Source organism: Paraburkholderia tuberum STM678, assembly GCF_902833905.1.
Classification (GTDB): Bacteria; Pseudomonadota; Gammaproteobacteria; order Burkholderiales; family Burkholderiaceae; genus Paraburkholderia; species Paraburkholderia tuberum.
Genome location: NZ_CADFGP010000001.1, coordinates 302,040 through 326,439 on the forward strand (window position 1 = coordinate 302,040; position 24,400 = coordinate 326,439).

23 protein-coding genes and 1 pseudogene are annotated in these 24,400 nt (G+C 63.1%); 7 read left to right on the forward strand and 17 right to left on the reverse strand.

What is annotated here, in order from left to right; genetic code table 11:
• Positions 1-12: 12 nt before the first annotated feature.
• From HWY30_RS01395 to HWY30_RS01420, 6 genes are all read right to left on the reverse strand, one after another.
• Positions 13-1,257, reverse strand: coding sequence for a D-amino acid dehydrogenase (locus tag HWY30_RS01395; RefSeq protein WP_090810977.1), 1,245 nt, complete (start codon positions 1,255-1,257; stop codon positions 13-15).
• Between the two features lie 107 nt (positions 1,258-1,364).
• Entirely contained in the window at positions 1,365-2,210 is an 846-nt protein-coding gene (locus HWY30_RS01400) for an urea carboxylase-associated family protein (protein ID WP_090810979.1), read from the reverse strand.
• A gap of 168 nt (positions 2,211-2,378) precedes the next feature.
• Positions 2,379-3,110, reverse strand: a complete 732-nt coding sequence (locus HWY30_RS01405) for an ABC transporter ATP-binding protein (RefSeq protein ID WP_090810981.1) — start codon at positions 3,108-3,110, stop codon at positions 2,379-2,381.
• Entirely contained in the window at positions 3,098-4,906 is a 1,809-nt protein-coding gene (locus tag HWY30_RS01410) for a branched-chain amino acid ABC transporter ATP-binding protein/permease (protein ID WP_090810983.1), read from the reverse strand. Before HWY30_RS01410 ends, HWY30_RS01405 begins: the two co-directional genes overlap by 13 nt.
• A 3-nt stretch (positions 4,907-4,909) precedes the next feature.
• Entirely contained in the window at positions 4,910-5,809 is a 900-nt protein-coding gene (locus tag HWY30_RS01415) for a branched-chain amino acid ABC transporter permease (RefSeq protein ID WP_018422469.1), read from the reverse strand.
• A gap of 25 nt (positions 5,810-5,834) precedes the next feature.
• Positions 5,835-6,971 carry a branched-chain amino acid ABC transporter substrate-binding protein gene (locus HWY30_RS01420; protein ID WP_244144732.1) on the reverse strand — a complete coding sequence of 379 codons (1,137 nt, stop codon included), beginning with the start codon at positions 6,969-6,971 and terminating at the stop codon, positions 5,835-5,837.
• Between the two features lie 378 nt (positions 6,972-7,349).
• On the opposite strand from HWY30_RS01420, the gene HWY30_RS01425 reads away from it, so the two are divergent.
• Positions 7,350-8,126, forward strand: coding sequence for a maleate cis-trans isomerase family protein (locus tag HWY30_RS01425; protein WP_090810987.1), 777 nt, complete (start codon positions 7,350-7,352; stop codon positions 8,124-8,126).
• Between the two features lie 158 nt (positions 8,127-8,284).
• Here HWY30_RS01425 and HWY30_RS01430 read toward each other — a convergent pair whose 3' ends face one another.
• From HWY30_RS01430 to HWY30_RS01460, 7 genes are all read right to left on the reverse strand, one after another.
• Entirely contained in the window at positions 8,285-8,734 is a 450-nt protein-coding gene (locus tag HWY30_RS01430) for an SET domain-containing protein (RefSeq protein WP_090811862.1), read from the reverse strand.
• Between the two features lie 233 nt (positions 8,735-8,967).
• The gene (locus HWY30_RS01435; RefSeq protein ID WP_090810989.1) at positions 8,968-9,795 is read right to left on the reverse strand and encodes an ABC transporter permease; all 828 of its coding nucleotides are present in this window, start codon (positions 9,793-9,795) and stop codon (positions 8,968-8,970) included.
• A 66-nt stretch (positions 9,796-9,861) separates the two neighbouring features.
• Positions 9,862-11,118, reverse strand: a complete 1,257-nt coding sequence (locus tag HWY30_RS01440) for an ABC transporter permease (RefSeq protein WP_090810991.1) — start codon at positions 11,116-11,118, stop codon at positions 9,862-9,864.
• A gap of 39 nt (positions 11,119-11,157) precedes the next feature.
• On the reverse strand, positions 11,158-12,213 hold the full coding sequence (locus HWY30_RS01445) for an ABC transporter substrate-binding protein (protein WP_090810993.1): 1,056 nt from the start codon (positions 12,211-12,213) through the stop codon (positions 11,158-11,160).
• Positions 12,214-12,215: 2 nt separating this feature from the next.
• The gene (locus tag HWY30_RS01450) at positions 12,216-13,421 is read right to left on the reverse strand and encodes an ABC transporter ATP-binding protein (protein WP_090810995.1); all 1,206 of its coding nucleotides are present in this window, start codon (positions 13,419-13,421) and stop codon (positions 12,216-12,218) included.
• A 43-nt stretch (positions 13,422-13,464) separates the two neighbouring features.
• Entirely contained in the window at positions 13,465-14,616 is a 1,152-nt protein-coding gene (locus tag HWY30_RS01455; RefSeq protein ID WP_090810997.1) for an SRPBCC family protein, read from the reverse strand.
• A 124-nt stretch (positions 14,617-14,740) separates the two neighbouring features.
• On the reverse strand, positions 14,741-15,664 hold the full coding sequence (locus HWY30_RS01460) for a LysR family transcriptional regulator (RefSeq protein WP_090811864.1): 924 nt from the start codon (positions 15,662-15,664) through the stop codon (positions 14,741-14,743).
• Between the two features lie 178 nt (positions 15,665-15,842).
• Between HWY30_RS01460 and HWY30_RS01465 the strand changes: the two genes are divergently transcribed.
• The 4 genes and pseudogenes from HWY30_RS01465 to HWY30_RS41360 form a co-directional block, all read left to right on the forward strand.
• A complete protein-coding gene (locus tag HWY30_RS01465) occupies positions 15,843-17,201 on the forward strand; it encodes a flavin-containing monooxygenase (protein WP_090810999.1) in 1,359 nt (452 codons plus the stop codon).
• The gene (locus HWY30_RS01470) at positions 17,201-17,632 is read left to right on the forward strand and encodes a RidA family protein (protein ID WP_090811000.1); all 432 of its coding nucleotides are present in this window, start codon (positions 17,201-17,203) and stop codon (positions 17,630-17,632) included. Before HWY30_RS01465 ends, HWY30_RS01470 begins: the two co-directional genes overlap by 1 nt.
• Before the next feature lie 10 nt (positions 17,633-17,642).
• Positions 17,643-18,320: a DUF1028 domain-containing protein gene (locus HWY30_RS01475; RefSeq protein WP_090811001.1), complete on the forward strand. Its 678-nt coding sequence runs from the start codon at positions 17,643-17,645 to the stop codon at positions 18,318-18,320.
• Positions 18,313-18,468 (forward strand): annotated as a pseudogene (locus HWY30_RS41360) (acetylornithine deacetylase); the annotation flags it as partial. The gene HWY30_RS01475 and the pseudogene HWY30_RS41360, both read left to right, overlap by 8 nt.
• Here HWY30_RS41360 and HWY30_RS01480 read toward each other — a convergent pair.
• Positions 18,435-19,766 (reverse strand): NRAMP family divalent metal transporter, encoded by a 1,332-nt coding sequence (locus HWY30_RS01480; protein ID WP_090811003.1) that lies wholly within the window; start codon positions 19,764-19,766, stop codon positions 18,435-18,437. The pseudogene HWY30_RS41360 and the gene HWY30_RS01480 sit on opposite strands and share 34 nt — an antisense overlap.
• Before the next feature lie 587 nt (positions 19,767-20,353).
• Here HWY30_RS01480 and HWY30_RS01485 point away from each other — a divergent pair.
• Positions 20,354-20,578, forward strand: coding sequence for a hypothetical protein (locus HWY30_RS01485; RefSeq protein ID WP_018422453.1), 225 nt, complete (start codon positions 20,354-20,356; stop codon positions 20,576-20,578).
• Positions 20,579-20,662: 84 nt separating this feature from the next.
• Here HWY30_RS01485 and HWY30_RS01490 read toward each other — a convergent pair whose 3' ends face one another.
• From HWY30_RS01490 to HWY30_RS01500, 3 genes are all read right to left on the reverse strand, one after another.
• Positions 20,663-21,649, reverse strand: a complete 987-nt coding sequence (locus HWY30_RS01490; protein WP_090811005.1) for an ABC transporter permease — start codon at positions 21,647-21,649, stop codon at positions 20,663-20,665.
• Positions 21,646-22,107, reverse strand: a complete 462-nt coding sequence (locus HWY30_RS01495; RefSeq protein WP_244144733.1) for an ABC transporter permease — start codon at positions 22,105-22,107, stop codon at positions 21,646-21,648. Before HWY30_RS01495 ends, HWY30_RS01490 begins: the two co-directional genes overlap by 4 nt.
• 87 nt (positions 22,108-22,194) lie before the next feature.
• Entirely contained in the window at positions 22,195-23,913 is a 1,719-nt protein-coding gene (locus tag HWY30_RS01500) for an alpha/beta-hydrolase family protein (protein WP_244144734.1), read from the reverse strand.
• A gap of 215 nt (positions 23,914-24,128) precedes the next feature.
• Between HWY30_RS01500 and HWY30_RS01505 the strand changes: the two genes are divergently transcribed.
• Positions 24,129-24,377: a hypothetical protein gene (locus HWY30_RS01505; RefSeq protein ID WP_143037295.1), complete on the forward strand. Its 249-nt coding sequence runs from the start codon at positions 24,129-24,131 to the stop codon at positions 24,375-24,377.
• The last annotated feature ends 23 nt before the right edge of the window (positions 24,378-24,400 follow it).

Sequence of the window (24,400 nt, forward strand, 5' to 3'; positions counted from 1 at the left end):
AACGCGTCGCCATCAGTCGCAAAGCAGCCCCACCATCGGAATCGCCGGGGTTCGTCCCGCGATCAGGTCGGCCGTGATTCGAGCCGATCCGTGTGACATGGTCCAGCCGATATGACCGTGACCGGTATTCAGATAAAGATTGCGATACTTCCTGCGCCCAAGAAACGGCAGGTTCGTCGGCGTCATCGGCCTGAGACCGGCCCACATTTCGGCGCGATCGTAGTTGGCGCCGGCCGGGTAGAGTTCTCGTGTCACGCTCTTCATAAACGCAAAATCAGAAGGCTTATGGCTCGTGTCGTAGCCGGCAAACTCCGCCGTTGCGGTGACCCGGATCCGGTCGCCGAAGCGCGAGATTGCGACCAGGTTGTGCTCGTCGACCACTGCGACCGAGGGTGGCATGGGCCGGCCATCGATCGGAATCGTGAGGGAGTATCCCTTGATCGGATAGATCGGAAGATCGATGCCGATCTGTCGGCCAAGAACCGGACTATAGGGGCCAAGGGCGAGCACATACGCGTCGGCTTTTACAAGGCCTCGACTCGTTCTTATGCCCACCACGTCCTGCCCAGCGGTTTCGAAGCCGTCGATGGTGGTGTCCGTCAGAAGCGTACCGCCACGCGCGACAATCTTTTCCGCAAGGGCGCGGGTGAACTTCGCAGGGTCTCCAGTCTCATCGGTTGGGCAGTAAATGGCACCCGCTATCCTGTCTTTTGCCGAAGCCAGCGACGGGTCGAGTGCAACGACCTGATCGCGGCTGAGAACCCTGATGACTTGCCCATCGGATTCCAGCAGCTTCATGTGTTCGACTCCGCGATCCTGCGCTTCCTGCGTCCGATGAAAATACAGAATTCCGCGGTCATTTCGATCGTATTCAATGGCGTCCTCGGCGATCACATTCTGTAGCACGCGTTGCGAGTACGCGGCAAGCCGATGCTTGAGCAGGGTATTGCGGCGTGCCTTCTCCGATGTGCATTCCATCAGGAAACGCCACGACCAGCTGTAAAGCCTGGGATCCGCCGAGAACTTGAAGCGCAACGCCTGATCTTTGAGCACCAGCGATTTGAGCAGAATCATCGGCGCTTTGGGCGAGGACCAGACAAAGGAATGCCCGGGCGCGATCATGCCCGCGTTACCCCAACTGGTTTCCGATGCGACTAAAGGCTGCCGCTCGACGATCACGACCTCATGGCCGTCCTTCTGCAACTGGTACGCGGTTGTCACACCGACTACCCCGCCACCGAGCACGACAACTTTCATGATGTCCTCAGATACAAGGGGGCCGGCGGGCATTCAAGGCGGCGCGGTCTCGCTCCGGCTTTTGTGCTGCGCCACCATCGATTCCTGCTGGACAGGAGGCACCAGTCTCACTTCCATTGCGGCTGATTCAGCACCATTCCGTGCTGCCCTTTGTAGGCAGCCACGGCCGGCGACGTCCACCCATCCAGCATCTGTGGCGCGAGTTGCCAGACCTCGACGCCAAGCGGCCGGCACACTTCCAGCGGATCGCGCGCGTCGGGTCCCCACATCGGCACTGACAGATCGCCGCCCGGACAGGTCGACAGCGCGCACAGCAAGTCGATCTCCGCGAAGAATTCGAGGTAATCGCCTTTCTTTGCCGGACACGCCTTCATGAAGTATTTGTCTTCGAGATTCAGGCCGGTGCACTGGAACACGTTGAGCACGTCGTGGACGTCGTACTCAGTCAATCCATACGGGGCGATGGCGCGCGTCAGGTTGGAGTGGCAGTGAAAATGAAAATCCTCGCCGGTCAGCATGCGGTTCACGTAGGGGTCGCAGCGCGTGCCGAGCAGATCGTGGACACGGCCGCCGTGCTCGTCGACACCGTAGCCTGCGAGACTGTCGTCCGTGATGGTCACCATCGGACGCAGGAATGGCAGCGTCGACCACAGACGGTCGAACGTGCTCACGTGCGCCTGCTGCAACTGGCGCGTGCGCGACGCCCACATGCGCTCGCGCGGGTTGTGCCGGTTCCACATGTTCAGGTCGGCAACCTGCGGGCCTTCGATCGTGACAATGCGAAACACGTGTCCGGCCGGCACGGTCCACGCTTGCCCCGAGCGGATCGGCACGACGATCGATTCGACCAGTGTGCGGGTGTCGTGCTGTGAGGCGATGCGCTGATAGAACGTCTTGTCGACGTCGAGCGCTGAGCCTTTGGTGGACTGATAGGCAGCAGGATAATTCAGCATGATGCATTCTCCGTCGAACTCAGGCCGGCGCCGTGCCGCGACGAGGCGGCGTCGTCATCGCTCGGGCGACGCAGCACTGCAACGACCTTTTCCTTATCGATCTCTGACATGTTTTGCCTCCATGACGTCTGACCCGTTTCAGCCAAGGTCGATTGCCCAGTTGGCGGGTTACTCTGCCGAGCTGGCACTGCCGCCCAGATAGGCAGCGCGGACCCGGCTATCCTGAGCCAGCTCGCGGGCGGACCCCGCGAGCGCAATGTGCCCGCTTTCCAGCACGTAAGCCCGATGAGCGATCCGCAGCGCCTGGCGGGCGTTCTGCTCGACGAGGAGAATCGAGGTGCCTTCGCGGCAGATGTCGGCGATCATGCCGAAGATCGCGCGGACCAGCTTCGGCGCGAGTCCCATCGACGGTTCGTCCAGCACCACGATACGCGGGCGCAGCATCAAGGCTCGGGCAATCGCCAGCATCTGCTGTTCGCCGCCGCTGAGCGTGCCCGCCAGCTGGCTGCGTCGCTCGCCGAGCCGGGGGAAAGTCGCATAGAGCTGATCCCTTCGCTGTTGCAATGCTGCACTGTCGCGCCGGATCAGATAGCCGCCGAGATGCAGATTTTCCTCCACCGTCAGCGCGCCGAAAATGCGCCGCCCCTCTGGCACATGACCGAGACCCAGCGCCACGATCTGGTGTGCGCGCAAGCCCGTCAGGCGCTGGCCAGCCATCGCAATGTCGCCCGCGCGCGGCCGGATCAATCCGGAAATCGCCCGCAGCGTGGTCGTTTTTCCCGCGCCGTTGCTGCCGAGCAACGCGACGATCTCGCCCTCCGCGACGTCCAGCGAGATGCCGTGCAGCACTTCGACAGTCCCATAGCTCACACGCAGATCGCGGATTTCTAGGAGTCCCACAGCGATTTCTCCCCGGCAGTATCGTCGCTCGCCTCGTCCTTTCCGGCTGTGCCGAGATAGGCATCGATCACCCGCGGGTCCGCCTGGATCGCGGCGGGCTGGCCCTCGGCGATGATGACGCCGTGGTCCATCACGATGATCCGGTCCGACACGCCCATCACCAGCATCATGTCGTGCTCGATCAGCAGCACCGTCACGCCATGATCCCGGATCCGCCGGATCAGTTCCATCAGCGCGCGTTTCTCGGTCGGGTTCATGCCTGCAGCCGGCTCATCGAGCAGCAGCAGGCGAGGGCTGCTGGCGAGCGCACGGGCGATCTCCAGCCTGCGTTGGTCGCCGTAGGGCAGATCGGCGGCGCGCTCGCCCGCCCTGCCGGCAAGACCGACGAAGGCGAGCCAGCGCAGGCCTTCGGTGGAATGGTCCGCCGCCTCGGCGCGCGAGGACGGCAACGCCAGAAGCTCGGCTGCGAGCGGTGTCCGAAGCCGATGGTCCATGCCGGTCAGGACGTTTTCGAAGGCCGTCATGTGGCCGAACAGGCGGATGCCCTGGAAGGTGCGCGCCATACCTTGATGGACGATGCGATGAGGCGCGCCGCCGGCAAGCCGTTCCCCGCACCAGACGATCTGGCCGCCAGTCGGGCGGATGACGCCGGTCAGGCAGTTGAACACGGTGGTCTTGCCGGCGCCGTTCGGACCGATCAGGCTCACGATCTCGCCGCTTCGCACCATGAAGCTGACACCGCCGACCGCCAGCACGCCACCGAAGCGGCGCTGCATGTCGCGCACCTCCAGCAGGACCTCATCGGTGACGGCGTGATCGGGCACAGCGACGCGATCGGCGTCAGCGCCCTTGCGCGCCGGCGCGACGCGGCGCAACGGCGCTGGCCACAACCCCTGTGGCCTTAGCAGCATCAGGATCACGAGCCCGATCGCGAAAGCGAAGATGCGCCAGAGATTGAGAAAACGCAGAATCTCCGGCAGGCCGGCGACGATGATGGCGCCGAGGAGCACACCGGGAATGCTGCCCCGGCCGCCGAGCACGACGACAATCAGGATCGTGACGGACTGCAGATAGGTGAAGCCGGTCGGATCGATGGTGCCGAAGCGGGCGGCGAACAGGCTGCCGCCCAGCCCGCCGATCAGCGCGCCCATCACATAGGCGAGCAGCTTGACGCGCAGCGTCGGCACGCCGACGGCCTCGGCAGCTGCCTCGTCCTCGCGGATGCTGGTCCAGGCGCGGCCCAGCCGCGACTGGCCGAGCCGGATGGCGAACCCGAGCACCAGCACGAGGAACGCCATGCCCAGTTCGTAGAGCGCTAGCGGCGAACTGATCTCGAAACCGAACAGGCTCGGGCTCGCGATGCCGAAGATGCCGTTCGGGCCGCCCGTGATGTCGAGGTTGGTGGCGACGATACGCGTGATTTCGCCGAACCCCAGCGTGACGATCGCCAGATAGTCGCTGCGCAGGCGCAGGGTGGGATAGCCGATGACGATGCCCGATACCCCGGCGAACGCCAGACTGAACGGCAGCGTCTCCCAGAACGAGAAGTGCAGCAGGGTTTCCAGCAATGCCGTCGTGTATGCGCCGATCGCGAAGAAGGCCGCGTAGCCCAGATCGAGCAACCCGGCATAACCGACTACGATGTTCAGCCCAAGACCCAGGATCGAATAGGTGACGATGGTCAGGCCGACATCGACGACATAGTTGCTGACGACAGCGGGCAGCGCCACGGCGGCGGCCAGCAGCGCACCGCCGAGAGGTCTGGCCCAACGCGCGGAAGCCTGACTGGCGCTCATGGACTACATTCTCTCGACAACGCGTTCGCCGAACAGCCCGGTCGGCTTGATCACGAGCACGGCGATCAGCACGCCGAAGACGAACACGTCGGTCCATTGCGAAGAGACATAGCCCGCGCCGAAGGCTTCGAGCAGGCCAATCAGGATGCCGCCCGCCATTGCGCCCGGGATGTTGCCGATGCCGCCGAGCACGGCGGCGGTGAACGCGCGCAGGCCTAGCACGAAGCCCATGAAGAAATTGATCTGCGTGTAGTAAAGACCTTCCATGACGCCCGCCACGGCGGCCAGCACCGACCCGAGCAGAAAGGTGAGCTGGATCAGGCGTTCGACGTCGATGCCCATCAGACGCGCGGCGTCCTGATCGATTGCCAGCGCGCGCATCGCGGTGCCGAGGAAAGTGTGGTGAACGAAGAAATACAGTGCCAGCATCAGGGCCAGGCTCGTCACGATGATGCCGATCTGCGCGAAGGTGATCTGCACGCCGTGGAGTTCGAAGCCGGCCTGGCTCAGCACGTGCGGATAGGTGCGAAAGCCCGCGCCGTAGATCAGCAGCACCCCATTTTGCAGCGCCAGCGAGACGCCCAGCGCCGTAATCAGAATCGACAGCCGCGGCGCGCGCAGCAACGGCTGATACGCGAGCCGCTCGATCAGCAGGCCGAGCGCGCCTGTGACCGTCATGGCGGCCACAAGGGCGATCAGCAGCGCCAGCGCGAGCGGCAGATGCGCGGATGCAAGAACCATCAGACCGGTCCAGCCGATGAACGCGCCGACCATGAACAGGTCGCCATGAGCGAAGTTGATCAGCCGGATGATGCCGTAGACCATCGTGTAGCCGAGGGCGACGAGGGCATAGAACGAGCCGGTCGTCAGCCCTTCGATGACGAACTGGAAGAAGTCGCTCATGACGGGGCGGCGCGTGCAATGACGCCTACTTCATCGCCACCCAATGCCCGTTCGCTTCCTGCCGCTGGTAGGGCTCGAACTTGTCGTTGTGCACGATGATGGTGATGTACACCGCTTTACTGCGGTCCCCCTTCGCATTGAAGGAAATCGTTCCGGTCGCGCCCGGGTAGTTCGAGATCTTGTGCAGAGCCGCGGTGATCGCGGCAGGCTGGGCCGATTTTGCGTCCGCGATGGCTTTGGCCGTGACTCCGACAGCGTCGTATTCATAGACCGAGTACGGTCCCGGCGCTTGCCCGTAAGCCTTCATATAGTCGTCGACGTACGCGTGCGCGCCGCTCAGGAACTGCGCAAGCGGTGCCGTCGTGATGATCATGCCGTCGGCGGCGGGACCGGCCGTCTTCATCAGGGTGGGGTCATTGGTGGCGTCGCCGCCCATGAAGGTCATTTTCAGACCCAGTTGCCGCGCCTCCTTGACCAGCAGGCCGGCTTCGGAGAAATAGCCTGTGTAGTAGATCACGTCAGGCTTCAGTGAGGAGACCCGCGTGAGCGTCGGTGAATAGTCCATCTGTCCGGGGGTGATCGAATTGGCGTACACGACATCGACACCGTCCTTCTTCAGGGCTTGCACGGTGTTCTGGGCGAGGCCTTTGGAATAGGTCGTGTTGTCGTCGATCACCGCCACGCGCTTCGCGTGCAGAACGTCTTTCATGAAGCTTGCCGCGAATGGGCCCTGCTGGTCGTCACGGCCGATCGTGCGGAACACGTTGTCGTACCCCATCTCGGTCAGTTGCGGATTCGTCGACGCATCCAGCACGTAGGGAATCCCGGCGCGATGAAAAGTTGTCGATTCCGGCAGCGCCGCGCTTGAGCAATATCCGCCCGCTACCGCGACAACGCCCGCATCGACGAGTTTCTGTGCCGCCTGCACCGCGGTCTGCGCATCACAGGCGTCGTCCTCGGGCACCAGCTCGATCTGCTTGCCGAGCACGCCACCGGCCGCGTTGATTCTGGCGGCGGCGAGCTTCGCGCCATTGACAATATCCGTGCCGGCATTGGCACTGCTGCCCGACAGCGGAACGGGCACGCCGATCTTGATGGTGGCGCCCTGGCTTAGCGCCGAACCGGGAGCCATGCCGACAAGCAGGGCCACGGCGGCCGCCATGCCCGCAAAGGCCGTTTGCCGCGAGCCCCGCTTTGCACCGGACCAGCCAATCGTCTGAGCAAACATGTTAGAGACTCCTTATTGTGAGAGGGATCGGACGATCCGCCACACGGGTATACCGGTGACATCGGAAAGCGGACGGAAATGGGGCAATTGCGTGTGTGATTCATACCCACCAGGTCAACGGCGTGACTGCTGGTTTCACCGGAGCGCTGACACTAAAGCGCTTCTTTCATGATAGAAGCCGGTGTGCGTTGGACGGTATAGGGTATTTGCGTATAAACCATTACACAAAGGCGCCGGCAATCCCCTACCTTTAAGAGGCAGTGACGCCAGAGACTCGCGAGCCCGAACCCGACATGACAGGATGACTCCGAAATGAGTGCGATTGCACCGCATGACGACGTGTACACGAAGCTCGATTTCACGCTGGACGACGGCGTCTGCCGTCGTGCCGCGATTGGGCTCGTGGTGCTCGCCACCGATCATACGATCGAGCATGAGTGGCGGGGCTTGCTGACGCAGGACGGCGTCGCGTTCTACGAAAGCCGGGTGTATAACTCGGCGGACATCACGCCCGAACGGCTAGCGGAAATGGAGGACCGTATTGCACCGGCGGTCGCGCTGATCCGTCCGGCCGAGCGTATCGATGTGGTGGCGTTTGGCTGCACGTCCGCGTCGATGGTGATTGGGGAGGAAAAGGTGTTCGCGCGGATTCGCGAAGCGCGTGCGGACGCCGCGTGCACTACGCCGATCACCGCGGCGCTGGCGGCGCTTCGCGCACTTGGCGTCCAACGTACGGCCCTGCTTACTCCCTATGTGCGTTCGATCAACGAATACATGCGCGACTATATCGAGTCGCGTGGTCACGGCATTACGCGCATGGCGTCGTTCGAGCATGCGAACGATAACGAAGTGGCGCGGATCGACGCGGTGTCATTGCGAACTGGTGTTGAGCGACTTGCGCGCAATCGTGACGTGGACGCGATTTTCGTATCGTGCACGAGCTTGCGCATCGCCGGGTTGATTCCGGAGCTGGAGGCGGCGATCGGCAAGCCCGTGATATCGAGCAACTACGCGATGGCGTGGCACGCGTTGCGGCTCGCCGGCGTGGGAGATTGCGAGCCTCAGCTTGGGCGGCTGTTTGCGCTGTGACGTTGTACCTTGAAACGCGACGCAGCGCGACGGGGCGACCATGCGGCGATCGACGCCGAGGCCATGTTCCAGACATCGACGCGCACCACAGACGCGGCAGGCGCGTCGGATGAACCGCCGCAGGAATCGCTCATCGAAGCGTCTGCGCGGCGGCAGGACTACGACGACTGTCCGTCATTTCCCAGCATGGTTCGACGACATGCCGGCGCGCCGCAATGACACGCGTACTGGGCGCGAATGTCGTCGGTGACCGCGCCGTCCACTGACAGACCGTAATTGATGAAAAGCTCCTCCCCGGGTGCGATCGTGGCGAGCGCATGAATGAACACCCGGTCGCCCGTCTCGATGGCCTCGCAGTTGGGGGCGCACGCATGGTTCAGAAAGCGGGCGCTGTTGCCGCCGCGGCTGCCGTCGATCACTCGTCCGCTGGACAGCCCAAACACGAAGGTGTGGCCCGCGTCGGCTCGCTGACGGGCGGCGGCGCGCCGCCAACTGGTCACTTCCCCCTTGTACTCGATCACCCGTTCGCCCGGGGCGATCGGCTGCAGGGCAAACAGTCCCATGCCATGCACTGGTGAGCGTCGTGCGGTGATGCGTCGCAATCGCATTTTGTCGTTTCCTTCGCGACCCTCGGTCGTTGCATGTGGTTGAGCAGCGATGCGAAGCATATCGCCACACAGTCAGGCGCTCAATATTTTTCTTTTTAAAAGCGCAACTAACAGCCAAGGACGGACCGCGCCAAGGGTTCCGGCTTTGCCGCAACGAGGCTGGCAACGGTCGACGGTTACAGGGAGGTCGTCAAGTTGCATGTCCACGGCATCATGCCGGCACAACGGTCGGCTCAGCCAAACGAGCGGCTGGCCGCCGCTGCGCGCTTGCGCAACCAGTTCATGCAGGCGAACAGGGCGATGGCGAACGCCATCAGCAGTGTGGCCACGGCAAGGATCGACGGGTCGATCTGGTCACGGATGCCACTCCACATCTGCCGCGGCACGGTGCGCTGCTCGGGGCCGCCAATGAACAGAATGACGATCACTTCGTCGAACGACGTCGCGAATGCGAACACACTGCCCGTTGCGACGGCGGGCGTGATCAGTGGGAGCGTGACGCGACGAAACGCGACCCACGGTTGCGCGCCCAGCCCCGACGCAGCGCGAAGCAGGCTTTGATCGAACGACAGCAGCGAAGCCGTCACGGTGATCACCACGAAGGGCGTACCGAGCGCGGCATGCGCAAGCACGACGCCGAGATACGAATTGACCAGGCCGAGCGGCGAAAAGACCAGATAAAACCCTGCCGCGACGACAACGATAGGCACGATCATCGGCGACACGATGATCGGCATGATGATCGAGCGGTAAGGAAACTGCGTGCGGCTCAAGCCGAGCGCGGCGAGCGTGCCGAGCACCGTCGCGATCAGCGTCGACGCCGCGCCGATGCCGATGCTGTTCGCCAACGCGCGTTGCCAGTCCGGCGAACTCAGCGCCTGCGCGTACCAGCGCAGCGAGAAGCCCTGCATCGGGTACGAGAAGAATGAGCCGGAGTTGAACGACAGCGGCACGATCGCGAGGATCGGCGCGACGAGGAAAAAGAAAATGAGCGCGCAATGCACGCGCAGTCCCGCGCCCGCGATGCGTTCCGAGAGTAGCCGGGTTCGTCCGTCTTTCATCTGAGTCTGCCTGTTGATCAACCATACGAAGGAGCGACAACCCATTAGCGTCGGTTGCGCGGCGCGTTAGCCGAAGCGCAAGCGGTCGATACCGACCAGCCGGTTGAAGATGAAATAGAACACCGCCGTGAATGCGATCAGATAGCACGACAACGCACCCGCGAGTCCCCAGTTGAGCTGATCGTTGGTCTGCGACGCGATCAGCTGGCTGATCATTTCGTCGCCGGCGCCGCCTAGCAGGGCGGGGGTGATGTAATAACCGAGCGCGAGCACGAACACGAGAAAACATCCCGCGCCGACACCCGGCAGCGTTTGCGGAATATACACTCGCACGAAGGCCACAGCCGGATGCGCGCCGAGGGATTTCGCCGCGCGCATGTACACGGGCGGGACACCTTTCATCACCGAAAAGATCGCGAGGATCATGTATGGCAGCAGGATGTGCGTCATGCCGATCAACACACCCGTACGATTGAAAATCAGCGACAACGGATGATTGATGAGCCCAAAGCGGAGCAACGCGCCGTTGATCACACCACCTGGTTGCAGCAGCACATACCACGCGGTGGTCCGCACCAGCAGCGATGTCCAGAACGGTACGATCACGAAGAGGATCAGCCGGTTGCTCTGGTCCTCCGGCAATGTCGCGAGCAGATACGCCACGGGATAACCCAGCACCAGGCACAGCAGCGTGACCGTCGCACTGATCGTGACCGTGCGTCCGAAGGCCGCGCGGAAGATGGCGCTGTCCGCCGCGACGGACGTCACCGAGCCATCGGGCGCGACTTGCGCGTCGACGGCGTTCAGCAAATAGTCGGGCGTGGGCGAGATCGACGCACGCTTGAGGAGTCGCCAGGTTTCCGGTGTGTTCCAGCGTTCATCCAGCTCGATCAGGGCGGGCTTCCATTGCGCGGGCGTTTGCGAACGTGTGGCACGCGCCGTCTTGAACAGCAGGCTGCGGAACTCTGGTTGAGAGAAGTTCATGCGTCGCGCGATATTGCCGAGCTGGCCGGATTCGCTGGCGTCCTTCAGGTCGTGCGCGAGTGCGGCAAAGGCCGGTTCGCCGGGTACGCCCGCACCGTCCCATCCGGCCAGCGCCGTGCTCAATTGCGGCATGCCGGCGCGCACTTCAGGGTTTCGCACGCTGCGCGCGAGCAGGCTCGCGATCGGCGCGACGAACGTCACCAGCAGAAAGATGAGCAACGGCAAAGCCAGCAGCAACGCGCGCATCGCGGCCTTGCGGCGCGCGGCGCGGAACGACTCGCGGTTCGCGGCCTGCGGATCGCGGCCAAAAGAGGCAGTGGATGGCAGCGGCGTATTCATCGTGCTCGATCTCCCGGGTGACGTTCGTTCGATCTGGCGCTACTGCGTCAGCCAGTTCTGGAACCGCTTGTTGATCGCATCCGCGTTGTCGGCCCAGAACGTCGCGTTGATTTGCAGCGGGCGTTTGAAGTTCTCCGGCGCCGTCGGCAGATCGTTCAGACGCGCCTTGTCGATCAGCGGAATGGCGTCCTTGCGCGGCGGAGCGTACGCGATGTACTTCGTCAGGTCCGCATAGGCCTGCGGTGTCGAGGATGCGACGATGAACTTCCGCGCCGCGTCGGCATGCTTCGCGCCGTTGACCACGGCCCACCATTCGTAGTCGTACACCTGTGCATCCCAGACGATCTTGAAGGGCTTCTTGTCCTTGTGCACGGCGTCGTCGATGCGGCCGTTGTACGCCTGCGTCATGACGACCGCGCCGTCGGCGAGCAGTTGCGGCGCCTGCGCACCCGCCTCCCACCAGACGATGCTCGGCTTGATGGTGTCGAGCTTCTTGAACGCGCGGTCGACGCCAGCAGGCGTGGAGAGGGTCTTGTACACGTCCTTGGGTGCCACGCCATCGGCGATTAAGGCCCATTCCATCGCGACCTTCGGCGACTTGCGCATGCCGCGCTTGCCGGGGTACTTGCTGAGGTCGAAGAAATCGTTGATGGTGGTCGGCGCAGATTTCAGCTTGCTGGTGTCATACGCATAGACGGTGGACCATACCATCGCCGCGACGGCGCAATCACTAATCGAGCCCGGCAGGAAGTCACTGGTGTTGCCGAGCAACTTCTTGTCGAACTTGGCGATGAGGCCTTCGTCGCACGCGGTGATCTCGTCGTTGGTTTCCAGGTCGATCAGATCCCAGGTCGGGTTCTTCGACTGTTCCATCGCTTGCAGCTTGGCGAGGCCGCCATCGTAGGACTCGGTGGAGAACTGGTCGCCGGTTTTCGCAGTGAACGGTTCGAACCATGCCTTTTTCGCGGCAGCTTCATACGCACCGCCAAAGGTGACGACGGAAATCGTTTCGGCCGCGTGAACCGTGGCCGTGGCAAACACCCCGAGCGCGCACGCCGCGATGGTGGTCCGGAAGGACGAGAGTGTGGTCTTCATTTCTAGTTGGCTCCTGCGATAAGTGGCGAGGCGGACGAGGGAACGGCAACAGTGGAATAGTCGGCGCCGCCGGACGCGGCGGCGGAATGCGGCGCGGGCGCCATGACGGGCAGCACCTTGCAGTCGTCGCGCCGCCAGGTCACGGCGGTCTGACGGCCGAGCGCGGGCAGGTCATGGTGCTGTGTGTTCGGCAGCTTGACCACCATGCTTTCGCCATGACCGAGCTTCAAATGCACGCGATGATGATCGCCGCAATAGACGAGTTCCTCGACGAGCGCGTGCACGACGTTCATGTTCTGCCGGGTCGCTTCCTGCACGGCGTCCGGCGTCGCCGCGATGTGCGCGCGCTCGGGACGCAGCGCCAGCACCGCCGTGTCGCCCGACGCGAGCCCCGCGCCTGGGCGTCCGCGCACAGTGCTGCCGTCGGCCAGTTGCATCGCAGCCCATTCCCCGCCGTCGGAATCGACGCGACCGGTCAGTCCATTGTTCTCGCCGACGAAATTGGCAACGAACGCATTCGCCGCGTTTTCGTAGAGTTCGGTCGGCGCGGCGGCCTGCTGGATGCGTCCATCGGAAAACACGGCGACGCGGTCCGACATCGTCAACGCTTCGTTCTGGTCGTGGGTCACGTAGACGATCGTCAGCGACAGTTCGCGATGCAGCCGCATGATTTCGTATTGCATGGTTTCACGCAGGCGTTTGTCGAGCGCGCCAAGCGGCTCGTCCATCAGCACCACGCTCGGCTCGAAAACCAGCGCGCGGGCAAGCGCAACGCGCTGCTGCTGACCACCCGACAGTTGCGACGGACGCCGGCCCGCCAGATGCGATAACTCCACCATGTCCAGCACGCGCGTCACGCGCGTTTTCTGTTCGCTACGGCTTATCTTGCGCACCGACAGCGGAAACGCGACGTTCTCGGCAATCGTCATGTGCGGGAACAGCGCATAGTTCTGAAACACCATGCCGATATCGCGCCGATGCGGCGGCTTGTCGTCCAGACGCTTGCCGCCGAGGCGGATTTCGCCGCGCGTCGGCGCTTCGAATCCCGCGAGCATCATCAGTGTCGTGGTCTTGCCGGAACCGGACGGACCGAGCAGCGAAACGAATTCACCGTGCGCGACATCGAGATCGAGTCCCTCGACGACGCTATGCACGCCGTCGTATGACTTGCTGACGCCGTCGAACGAAATAAATGGTTGGCTTGACATGAGTAACTCGGCAGAGTGTTGGCGGTCCACGTGGGGCGGCAAATCACTTCGCGCCCAGGCGTCCCGCCAGATAGCGGGCGAAGTCGTAATTCGGCCGTTCCAGAGGGCTCAGATGGCCAGGCTTCGCGAGTGGCGCGTGCACGCCGCGAAATACGGCCTCGACGCCGCGCCGGTCCTCGGCGTTGACTTCGTCGAGCAGCGTCTTCAGCGTAGCCATGTAATCGGCGGCCCGCGGATCGTCGACGAAATCCGGTGCGAGGCCGCCGCCGAAGCGGATATGCACGCGGCCGACGCCCCGCGGCTGCAGGATCAGATACCAGAAGTAGCCGGGCGTCAGCGTGATCAGGTGTGTCGGGTAGATCGCCAGCAGCGCGGTGGTACGGCGCCAGTGCCCTTGCAGACGTGTATTGCTGGGATGCGCGTTGCCGATCGGCAGCGACGCTTCCTTCGTGATCCAGTGATAGTTGAACGCGGGCAAGCCCGGCGGACATTCCATTTCTTCGAGCTTCGAGTGCGGCCCGACCGTTGCGCGATGCAGCATCGGCAAGTGGTAGCTCTCCATGAAATTTTCCGCGAGGATCTTCCAGTTGGTGTCCCACACGTGCTCTTCGTGGAAGGTCTCGACGTAGTTGCTCATGCCGTACGGCTCGATCAGCTTCGTCAGCCCGAACAAATGTGATTCCACCGAAGGCGCATGCGCGTTGAGCGTTACGTAGATCCAGCCTTGCCACGTCTCGCAGCGCACGGCAGGCAGCTTGTATTGTTCCATGCAAAAGCCCGGCTGCCGATCCATCAACGGCGCGCCCGCGAGCGAACCATCGAGCGTGTAGTTCCATGCGTGATAGGGGCACACGATCCGGCGCACGTTGCCGCGCCCTTCAAGCAATACCGACATCCGGTGCAGGCAAACATTCGAGAATGCGCGCAACGCACCGCTCGCATCGCGCAGCACGAACACCGGCTGGTCGTCGATTTGCGCGGTCAGATAGTCGCCGCTCTGTGCGAGCGCGCTCGCGCGGCCCACGCACAACCACTCGTTGCGAAACACGTCGCGCCGTTCGAGCGCGAGAAACGCCTCCGACGTGTAGACGGCCGGCGGCATTGCGTGTGCATCCCCGAACGGACGCTCGCAGTTCTCGCGCAGGGCGCGAACGATGTCGAGCTCAGTGTCCGTCGACTGAAGAATGGCTGACATAGGGGGCCCCCCATCAGTGTGTGCATCCGATGAGCACCAATCTAACAATCCAAATTGCTAGGTAAAATATTGTTTTTGCACGCAGTGCATAGCTCAAGCCTATGCCGAGAGGCTTTCCGGGCCGCTAACCGATATGGAGGCGCCGAATATACGTTTCACAGAATGCCGAGAAGCGCTTCACAACCTCGCGCGGCTTGACGGCGCCCGATAGTGCGATGCCAAGCGTCGTCGCATTGACGCTTTCCTTGAAATGTTTAATCACGAAGTCTTCGCCGTCCACTGTTCGGGTCGACTTCAGCGGGAAGTTGAGTATGCTGTAACCCAAGCCGTTGGCAACCATGCCACGCACCACTTCAGGCTGTGACGACCGGAAAGCCGCGGTAGGGCGGCTGCCGACTGCGTCGAACAGCGCGGAGAAGTACTCGCGGCTATGCGGAAGGTCCAGCATCACATAGGGCTCGGGCAGCAGATCGGCCAGCGACACTTTGCGGGCCCGTGCAAGCCTGTGTGTTTTAGGCAGGATGACATACGGTGGCAGCGAAAGCAGCGGGGTAAACGCGATTCCATCGGCGATATCGAGGCTGTAGGTCAGCGCGATATCGAGCGAGCCGTCGCGCAGGCCGCTCAAAAGCGTGTCCTGATGCGCTTCCGTCGTACGGAAGGTGACCGCCGGATAGTCCCGCACGAAGCGGCTGATGATGCCTGGCATCAGCGGCGGGGCCAGCGACACCATGCAGCCCAGCGAGATGGAGCCCGACATGCCGCCGTCGATTTCCTTCGCGGTCAGCTGCAATTCTTCGGCGTTCTGAAGCAGATTGCGAGCGTGGCCGAGCAGATCGCGGCCCGGTTGCGTGAGCGACAGCCCGCTGGCGTGATGGCGGATGAACAGTTGGACGCCGAACGATTCCTCCAGATCCGCGAGCGACGTCGAGATAGACGGCTGCGAAATGTGCAGGCGCTTTGCCGCGGCGGTGAACGAAAGCGTCTCGGCCGTGACGACAAAATACCTGAGCTGACGCAACGAGTAGCGTATCGAGTTGCCGTCCATCAGTTGCTCCGTGTTCGGTCGAACCGATTGTCGCTTGCCAATTGTCGATTGCATAGCGAAAAACGATGCAAAGCATTTTTAAAATATAGTTTTTGTTGCCCGCCGCGCGGCGTACATTCTGTCCGACCGAAGAGAGAGTGTGACCTGAATCCAGAGCGCTTTTCAGAAGGAGAAGGCCATGTCGGCTGAAAAATTGTCGATCGACACGCTGGTCATAGGCGCGGGTCAGGCGGGCGTGGCAATGAGCGAACACCTGAGCAAACTCGGCGTACCCCATCTCGTGCTGGAGCGCGACCGCATTGCCGAACGCTGGCGTACCTGCCGCTGGGATTCACTGGTCGCCAATGGTCCCGCCTGGCACGACCGCTTCCCTAACATGGAGTTCGAAGGACTCGATCCTGATGGGTTCGCCGCCAAGGATCAGGTCGCCGATTACTTCGAGGCCTATGCGCGCAAGTTCGATGCGCCGATCCGCACGGGCGTCGAAGTCACGAGCGTCGAGCGTCTGAAGGGCCGGGCAGGATTTACGGTCGCAACGTCCGATGGCACGATCGAAGCCCGTCGCGTGGTCGTTGCGACGGGGCCGTTCCAGCGGCCCGTCATTCCCCCCATCGCGCCACAGGACGTCGAGCTCACGCAGCTTCATTCGGCCCACTATCGGAACCCGGCGCAGCTGCCCGAAGGCGCGGTGCTCGTGGTTGGCGCGGGGTCGTCCGGCGTGCAGATCGCGGACGAACTGCAACGCGCGGGCCGCAAGGTTTATCTGTCCGTCGGTGCGCATGACCGTCCGCCGCGCGCCTATCGCGGTCGCGATTTCTGCTGGTGGCTGGGTGTACTCGGCGAATGGGACAAGGAAGTCGCCGTGCCGGGACGCGAGCATGTGACCATTGCCGTCAGCGGCGCGTATGGCGGCCAGACCATCGATTTTCGCAGGCTCGCTCATCAGGGCATGATGCTGGTCGGCACGACGAAATCGTTCGCGAATGGCGTCGCGATCTTCGAACAGGACCTCGCCGCCAATCTGACGCGTGGCGACGAAAACCTGAGGTCGCTACTGGACGCAGCCGACGACTACGTCGAGCGCAACGGCGTGGACCTGCCGGAAGACCCCGACGCACGCCTGATTCCACCCGACCCGGAGTGCGTGACGCATCCGCTCCCGGAACTGGATCTGAAGAAGGCGGGTGTGAGCACGATCATTTGGGCGACCGGCTATGCCGTCGATTTCAGCTGGCTGCACGTGAACGCGTTCGACGATAAGGGCAAGCCGCAGCATCAGCGCGGTGTATCGAAGGAACCGGGCGTGTATTTCCTCGGCTTGCCGTGGTTGTCGCGGCGCGCGTCGTCGTTTATCTGGGGCGTCTGGCACGACGCAAAGCACATCGCCGATCACATCGTCACCCAGCGCAAATACCTCGCGTATCGCGACACGTCGCAGCGTCGGCAGGACGCACGCGGCGTGCATGGCGCGAATCCAACCGATACCGCGTGCGACGAATCGCACGCGCCGAACACCAAAGAAGTGGGAGTGAACTGATGCCTACGCATACCCGCATCCGCATGTTCAATACGAAGGATACGTACCCGAACCAGTCGCTCGATAACGATCTTTGCCAGGCGGTTCGCGCGGGCAATACGGTCTATGTGCGCGGCCAGGTCGGTACGGATTTCGACGGCAACCTCGTCGGTCTCGGCGATCCGAGCGCGCAGGCCGAGCAGGCGATGAAGAACGTCAAGCAACTTCTCGAGGAAGCGGGCAGCGACCTGTCGCATATCGTCAAGACGACGACTTACATCACTGATCCTCGTTATCGCGAGCCGGTGTACCAGGAAGTCGGCAAGTGGCTGAAGGGCGTGTATCCGATTTCGACGGGGCTGTGCGTCAGCGCGCTCGGCCAGCCGCAATGGCTGATGGAAATCGACGTGATCGCCGTGATTCCGGACAACTGGAAGCCATCTCAGGCATGAGGAGCTAGCCATGACATTCTCGATCGTCGGACGTTGTGGCAAGACCGGTCAGCTCGGTATCGCGATCAGTTCGTCGAGCATTGCGGTGGGTGCGAGGTGTCCGTGGGCGCGCGCGGGCGTCGGTGCGGTGGCGACGCAGAACGTGACGCTGCCCGCGCTCGGGCCGCAGATTCTCGATCTGCTGGAAAGCGAGCGTATCGCGGCGGATACGGCACTCGAACGGGCGCTAGGCGCGAGCGAATGGAGCGAATACCGGCAGGTGACGGTGGTCGACAGTGAGGGGCGAACCGCGATGTTCACCGGCAAGGAAGCACTCGGCGTGCATCACGCCGTCGCGGGAAATCAGTGTGTGGCAGCGGGCAATCTGCTCGCCGGCAAGCCGGTGATCGACGCGATGGTGAAAGCGTTCGAGAGCGCACAAGGCGTGCTCGCCGATCGTCTGCTGCACGCGATGCATGCGGCCGTCGAAGCTGGCGGAGAAGCAGGGCCCGTGCATTCGGCGGCTCTGAAGATCGTCGATACACACGTCTGGCCGAGCGTCGATCTGCGTGTCGATTGGGCCGACGACGATCCGATCGGCAAACTTGCCGCGCTTTGGCAAGCGTATCGGCCGCAGATGCGGGACTACATCGCACGCGCGTTGAATCCAACTGCGGCGCCGAGCTACGGAGTGCCCGGCGATGAGTGAGTTGTCGAGCCGTGCGCTGCTCGAACGGCTGATCGGTTTTGCGACTGTCAGCCGCGACTCCAATCTGGAACTGATCGGCTTCGTGCAGCAATACCTCGCGGATCCAGGTGTGGATCAGGACACGCGCTCCGCCACTTCGAGCACGAAGTGCGCGACCACGACCACACCGGTGATCAGGGTCGCGAGCCAGCAGAGCGCGCGTAACGACCAGTGCGCGACGATTTCGCCGACCGCTTCTCGTTTCGCACTCAGCAGCACCAGAAGCACCAGCACGGGCGTAATCGTCATACCGTTGACGATGGCGCTCCAGTACAGCGCCTTGACAGGGTCGACGTGCCATAGGCCGAGCGCAACGCCAAGCAGCGTCCCGAGCCCCGCGAGCGCAACGAGCAGAACAGCAATGCGCCGATCACGCCGTTGGCCATGGGGCCAGTCGAACGAACTCGCGACCGCTTGCGCAGCGGAACCCCCAAGCGAAGGTAGTGCGAGCAGCGCTGAGCCGATCAGTGCAAGCCCAAGCAGTGTGCCGGCGTAGCCATCCACTAGCGGTTCGAGCACCCTGGAAAGCTCCATGGGCTCGCCGGGCCGCGTCTGTGCACCATGCAGCGTCGCCGCAGCCGCAATCATGATGCACAATGCGGCCACGCTCGATAGCGCGGTGCGCGTCAAGGTCTGCATGCGCGCCCGGCGAAGCTGCTCTGACGAACGTCGATCGCCTCGCGCCGCGTGCTGTTCGTGCTGTCGATGTTCTTCCTGTGCTTCCTGCTCGGCCTGCGAAAAAAGCAGATAGGGACTCATCGTCGTACCGAGCACGGCCATCAGCATCGTGACGAAATCTTCTTTCCACTCGACGTGCGGCACGAGCGAGCGCAGCACGACCGTGTGCCAAGGCACATCGACGATCAGCAGCACGCCGGCATACGCGAGCATCGGCAGCATCAACCATTTGAGCATCTGCGCATAGCGCGGATAGGGAATGAACCACTGCAACGTAATCGAGGTGCAACCGCATGCGAGGGCAAGCAACCAAAGCGGCCCATGAGTGAAGCGTTGCACGACCGCGGCCATCGCCATCACATTGACGGCGATATTCAGCGTATTGGCAATCACGAACCGCGCCACCGCCAAATAGAAGAACACCGGCGAATAGTGCGCGCGCATGTTCGCGGTCAGGCCATGTCCAGTGACGGCGGCGACACGCGTCGAGACCAGCTGCAACGCGACCATCGACGGATACGACAGCACGCAGGTCCACAGCAGGTCGTAGCCGTACCACGCGCCCGCGAGTGAATATGTGGCGATCCCGCTGGGATCGTTATCGCAGCCGAGACTTGCCAGCCCCGGCCGCAGATCGGCGGCCCACGAGCGGGCGGGCTGCGACGAGGCAGCGTGCGTATTACCTTGTGCGGCGCGGGGCGCGGTGCCCCTGTCGGGGGAAGAGTGCATTCGCCTGACCGTCGGGAAACCAGGGATGCTGTAGCGCTCGCACGAAACGTTCCTTCGTCGACTCGTTTCGCGGCACACATATTCAGCGGATGTGACGCTATCGGGGGCGACTATCAGGACTCCCGCAGGCTGACGATACAATGTCACATCTTCAACGCGCGCCGACCAGCGCGAAACGCTCGTCGACCGCGGCGAGCGAACGACCAGTCTCCGCGATAGCTCCCCGCAAGTGAGGTCTCAATGCCCAGGCGTCTTTTCCGCGCTGCGGCAATCGAAACGGATTCAAGGCGGTGAATGACACACTCGGCCATACTGCATCGCAGCTGACTCGCTCTGTTTGCCTGAATTCCCGACCTGCTTCGGCAGGGAGGCTGGATGTGCCGGACAAAGTGACAGTTGCGACGAGCCGCTGAAGAAAATCACTGGAAAGGAGAAATCTTGAAAAAGACAGGATTCACGGTTCCGATCATGACGCCTTGCACGGGCGCGCACGCATCGGACTACGCTGAGCTCTGGAATCCACCAGAGGCACGCGCGAACATGCTTCGAGTGACGACTCGCGCCGCATCCGTCAGGGTCGTGCGCTAATGGAGACGATCGACTACGACGGGTACACGTTGTGGGGGCATGCCATCCTTCAGCAGGAAGGCGAAGGCATCCTGCAACCGGAGCGCTATGCGGCGAGCGGAACCATTACGCGAGGCGGAAAGCTGATCGAAGCATCAGGCATTCTGGGACTATTCGATAGCGAGGAGGAAGCCCACCATGCAGGCCTGGATTGGGCGCGCGCGTGGGTGGATGCTCATGGATGAGCTTGCGCTTGGCAGGGTAGTCGAGAGGCTCGGAGCCGTTGCCGTTGGTGGGCCGGGAGGACGCGCCAGCGGATCGACTCAAACCTACGCTTCCCGCTTGCTGCGCCCATACAGCAGCAACATTGCCGCTATCACCGCGCCATAGATGATCTGACGTCCCGCCTCGGGCATCTGCGCGACTGAAAGGATCGACTGCAGCAGCGTGATGAGGATCGCGCCAGCCACGGTGCCGAGGTATGAACCTCGTCCACCCAGAATCGATGTGCCGCCGAGCACGACTGCCGCGATCGCCGGCAACAGGTAGGCATCGCCCATCGACTGCGCTGCCTTCGATGCATAACCGGCGAGCAATACGCCGCCGAACGCCGCGAAGGCGCTGCACACGGCGAATGCGGCCACGGTCACGAGCCGCGTATTGATGCCGGACAGATACGCCGCGCGTTCGGTATTGCCGATCGCGTACAGCGTGCGGCCGAAGGTCGTACGCGACAACAGGAACACCGTGGCGCCGCCGATCACGAGCCATAGCGCGACGGCATTCGGCACGCCCGGTACGAGCCAGCCCGCCGCGAGCCATCGCATCACCTGTGGCGCGGAATCCTGCGGCGACGATCCGCCGGTATAGACGATCATGATGCCCTGTGCGACCGCATTGGTCGCGAGCGTTGCGATCATCGACGGAATGCGCAGCAGCGCAACGAGGATGCCGTTGACGACGCCGATCAGCACGCCGCAACCAATCCCGACCGGTATCGCGAGGATCCGTCCGAGTTCGCCGTGCCCCGCTACCGCGCACGCCAGCATTGCGCCGACGGTGATGGTCCACGGCAGCGACAGGTCGATGTGGCCGAGCAGGATCACCATCATCAGGCCGGTCGCGATGATGCCGAGGAACGCGCCGACCTTCAGTTGCAGCAGGATGTACTCCGGCGACGTGAAGTTGCGCGAATACATCCCGCCGACGAGCAGCAGCGCGACGATGCACGCGAACGCGATCACGACCGGTTTGTCGATTCTGCGCGTGAGCCTCGACACGAACGTGGTCCGACTGGTCGCTGAAACGTGGCTCATTGAAACCACTCCAGACGGTTGCGTACCTTGAACAGCCCGCATGCGCCGATCGCGACAGCGAGCAGAAGAATCACACCCTGGAATAGCGGCTGCCACAGCGCATCGACGTTGAACACGAACAGCAGGTCGCCGATCGAGCGAAACGCGAATGCGCCGAAGATCGCGCCAATCGCGCTGCCCTTGCCGCCGAGCAGCGACACGCCGCCGATCACCACTGCGGCGATCGAAAACAGCGTGTACGAGTTGGCGCTGCCGAGGCTCGCTTCGACGGTGTCGGTGAAGAACGTCAGGAATAGGCCGCCGATCGCAGTGAGCAGGCCGGCCAGCGTATAGCTGGCGAACTTCGCGCGGCGGATCGGCATGCCGGACAGAAAAGCCGCAGGTTCGGACGAGCCGGTCGCGTACGCCGCGCGCACGGCGATGCAGGCGCATCTGGCGCGCGTGGTCGGCGAGTTCACACGAGCCTGGCGTTAGCCAGACCGTGTTCTGCGGTGCGCGCCGCAAGCTGCAACGGCACTGCCCCAATCCGTTCGCCTTCAGTTCGGTCACGGCTCTGATTCATCGCCGGCAATCTGGTCGAGGAACCGGGCCAGTCGTTCGGTATCGGCGTGCGTCCAGCCCTCGGGAGGCACCACGCTGGCCCAGCCGTTGACGTAGTCCTCCGACGAGTAGTTGTGACCAAAACCCGCCGGCACGCCGAGTTGGTGAATCAGATCGCCCACCGCCTGAACGCCCGAAACGATGGGAAACCAATGCATGGCGTCAGGCACGTCGAAGCCACGTGGCCGAGCCAGCCATTCTGGCGGCCACCAGAACGCACTGGCACTCCAGAACACGGCCGGATCGGCCGGATGCTGAAGGTACACGATTCGCGGGGCCGGCCAGTCGGCGTCCAATGCCACCTGATGCGGATCGCGGTTCAAGAACCGTACCGAACGCCCCCCATTGAAGATCGGCTGCCAGAAGGGCGACCCGCTATCGCGCTCGCGAGTGAGTTGCGAATGGATCGGGTTGCTTTGTTTGGCGCCGACGATCAGCACGCCATCCGTTCGGGCCATCATGTTGGCCACCGAGGCAGAGGCGTCTTTCCCGACGAAAGGCGCTTCCACCCCCGCGGCGCCGAGACTCTTGCCGAACAGAACGAGCTTTGGCCGTCGTTTCGGCGGGAGCATCGACCATCGGGCGCGAACCGCGTTGAAGAGCGTGATACCCGCCTCGTTCGCGAGACCAGCATCCATGAAAATGGCGAGTCGGCTAGGCAGGAAAGAGTATTGGATCGCCACGATCGCCGTGTCGCCACTGTGCAGTTGCTCCAGCGAAGCCGCGGCTTTGGGGACTATCCAGCCCGTGCCGGTGGGTATCCACACGACCAGCACTTTCCGCTCGAACCCGCCCGCGCGCTCGAGCTCGCGGACCGCAATCTGCGCACTGTGCTCGAGGGAGTCCGCGGAACGCACTCCCACGTAGACCCTCACCGGATCGACCAGTCTCGCATCAGTCCCGTGGAACTTCGCAAGCTCTTGCTTGTTTGTCGCTGTCGCCACGAAGCCGCGCCCCATGCGGCCCAAGGTGTCCCATGCGACGAACGACGTGCTGCTGCCCGACACCGCCGGCGACGTGGGGGCCACGATTCCTTCAGCGGTGTCTTCGTTCGCCCGCCCGTGGACGAAGTTGGCGGCCGTGTTGAGGGCGGGAAGCGCCACTGCGCGAGCGAGCGCCATGCCAATCACGATGACGAGCAGCGCTGTTGCCGGCACCGAAACGATCGGGGGCACGTGACCCTGGACGACCTGCTTGACTGCGGCGACACCGCGCGCCGTCAATCGCCCGATGACTACCAGCAACACCGCGCTCAACGGCGACAGGACGCTCACCAGCACGGCGTCGAACCAGGCGATCGGCGCCATCCCCATGAAACTACGCTGCTCGTTCTGCCAGCCGAGCCATAGCTTCGAGCCAACGAATAGTGCAATGAGCCACGCCGCTGCCAGAACGATCCAGCTGCGCCGTCGGATCTCGCTGCCGGCCACGCGCCCCCATCGCTCCAGCAGCCGATGCACGCCGCGGCCGACCAATGTGCCTATCCCATAGCCGATGGCCAGACAGAACGCGCCGACCACGGTTTGCGTTCCCCACGACCGCGGAATCAGTGTCGGCGTCAGTGACTGCCACCAGAACACGAGCGCGAGCAGCGAGCCGCTGAGCGTCGGCGTCCAGGACGTGCTTCGAAGCCCGGCGGCTACCGGCTCATGGGAGTCCCGCATGCGTGCTCGCTCGGATTGGCACAACTCGCACCTCGTTTCCGCGGGTCACCCGCAAAGGAGTTGATGACGCGGCCAGCCTTGATTCAGACTCCGCCAGGAGGGCAGTAATGGAAGATGCCGCCGCATGATCAGCCACGACGATGTTTTCCTGATTACCGCGCGCAACGCGACACTTGGGGGCAGCGGAATGGACGGGGCTGCTCCGATCTCGTGCGATGTTTCTCCTGCGTCGAAAAAACGTCAACGATAAACCGGCCATGCGTCGCATTGTATTTACCTTTCTGTCCCCCGAACAACATCGTCGCTCTGCGCGCATCGTGTTCAAACATCGATGGACCGGCCTGTCGGTGGCGACGTCGCGCGAGCGAGGGCTTTACGGAGCTTGCGCGCACGCTGCTTGCCCGTCGCGCTGGTCGCTACCCGGTGGCACGATCAAGCGGTTCGAAACCCGCTGGTTGAATTGACCGTCGCAAACCAAGCCAGAATA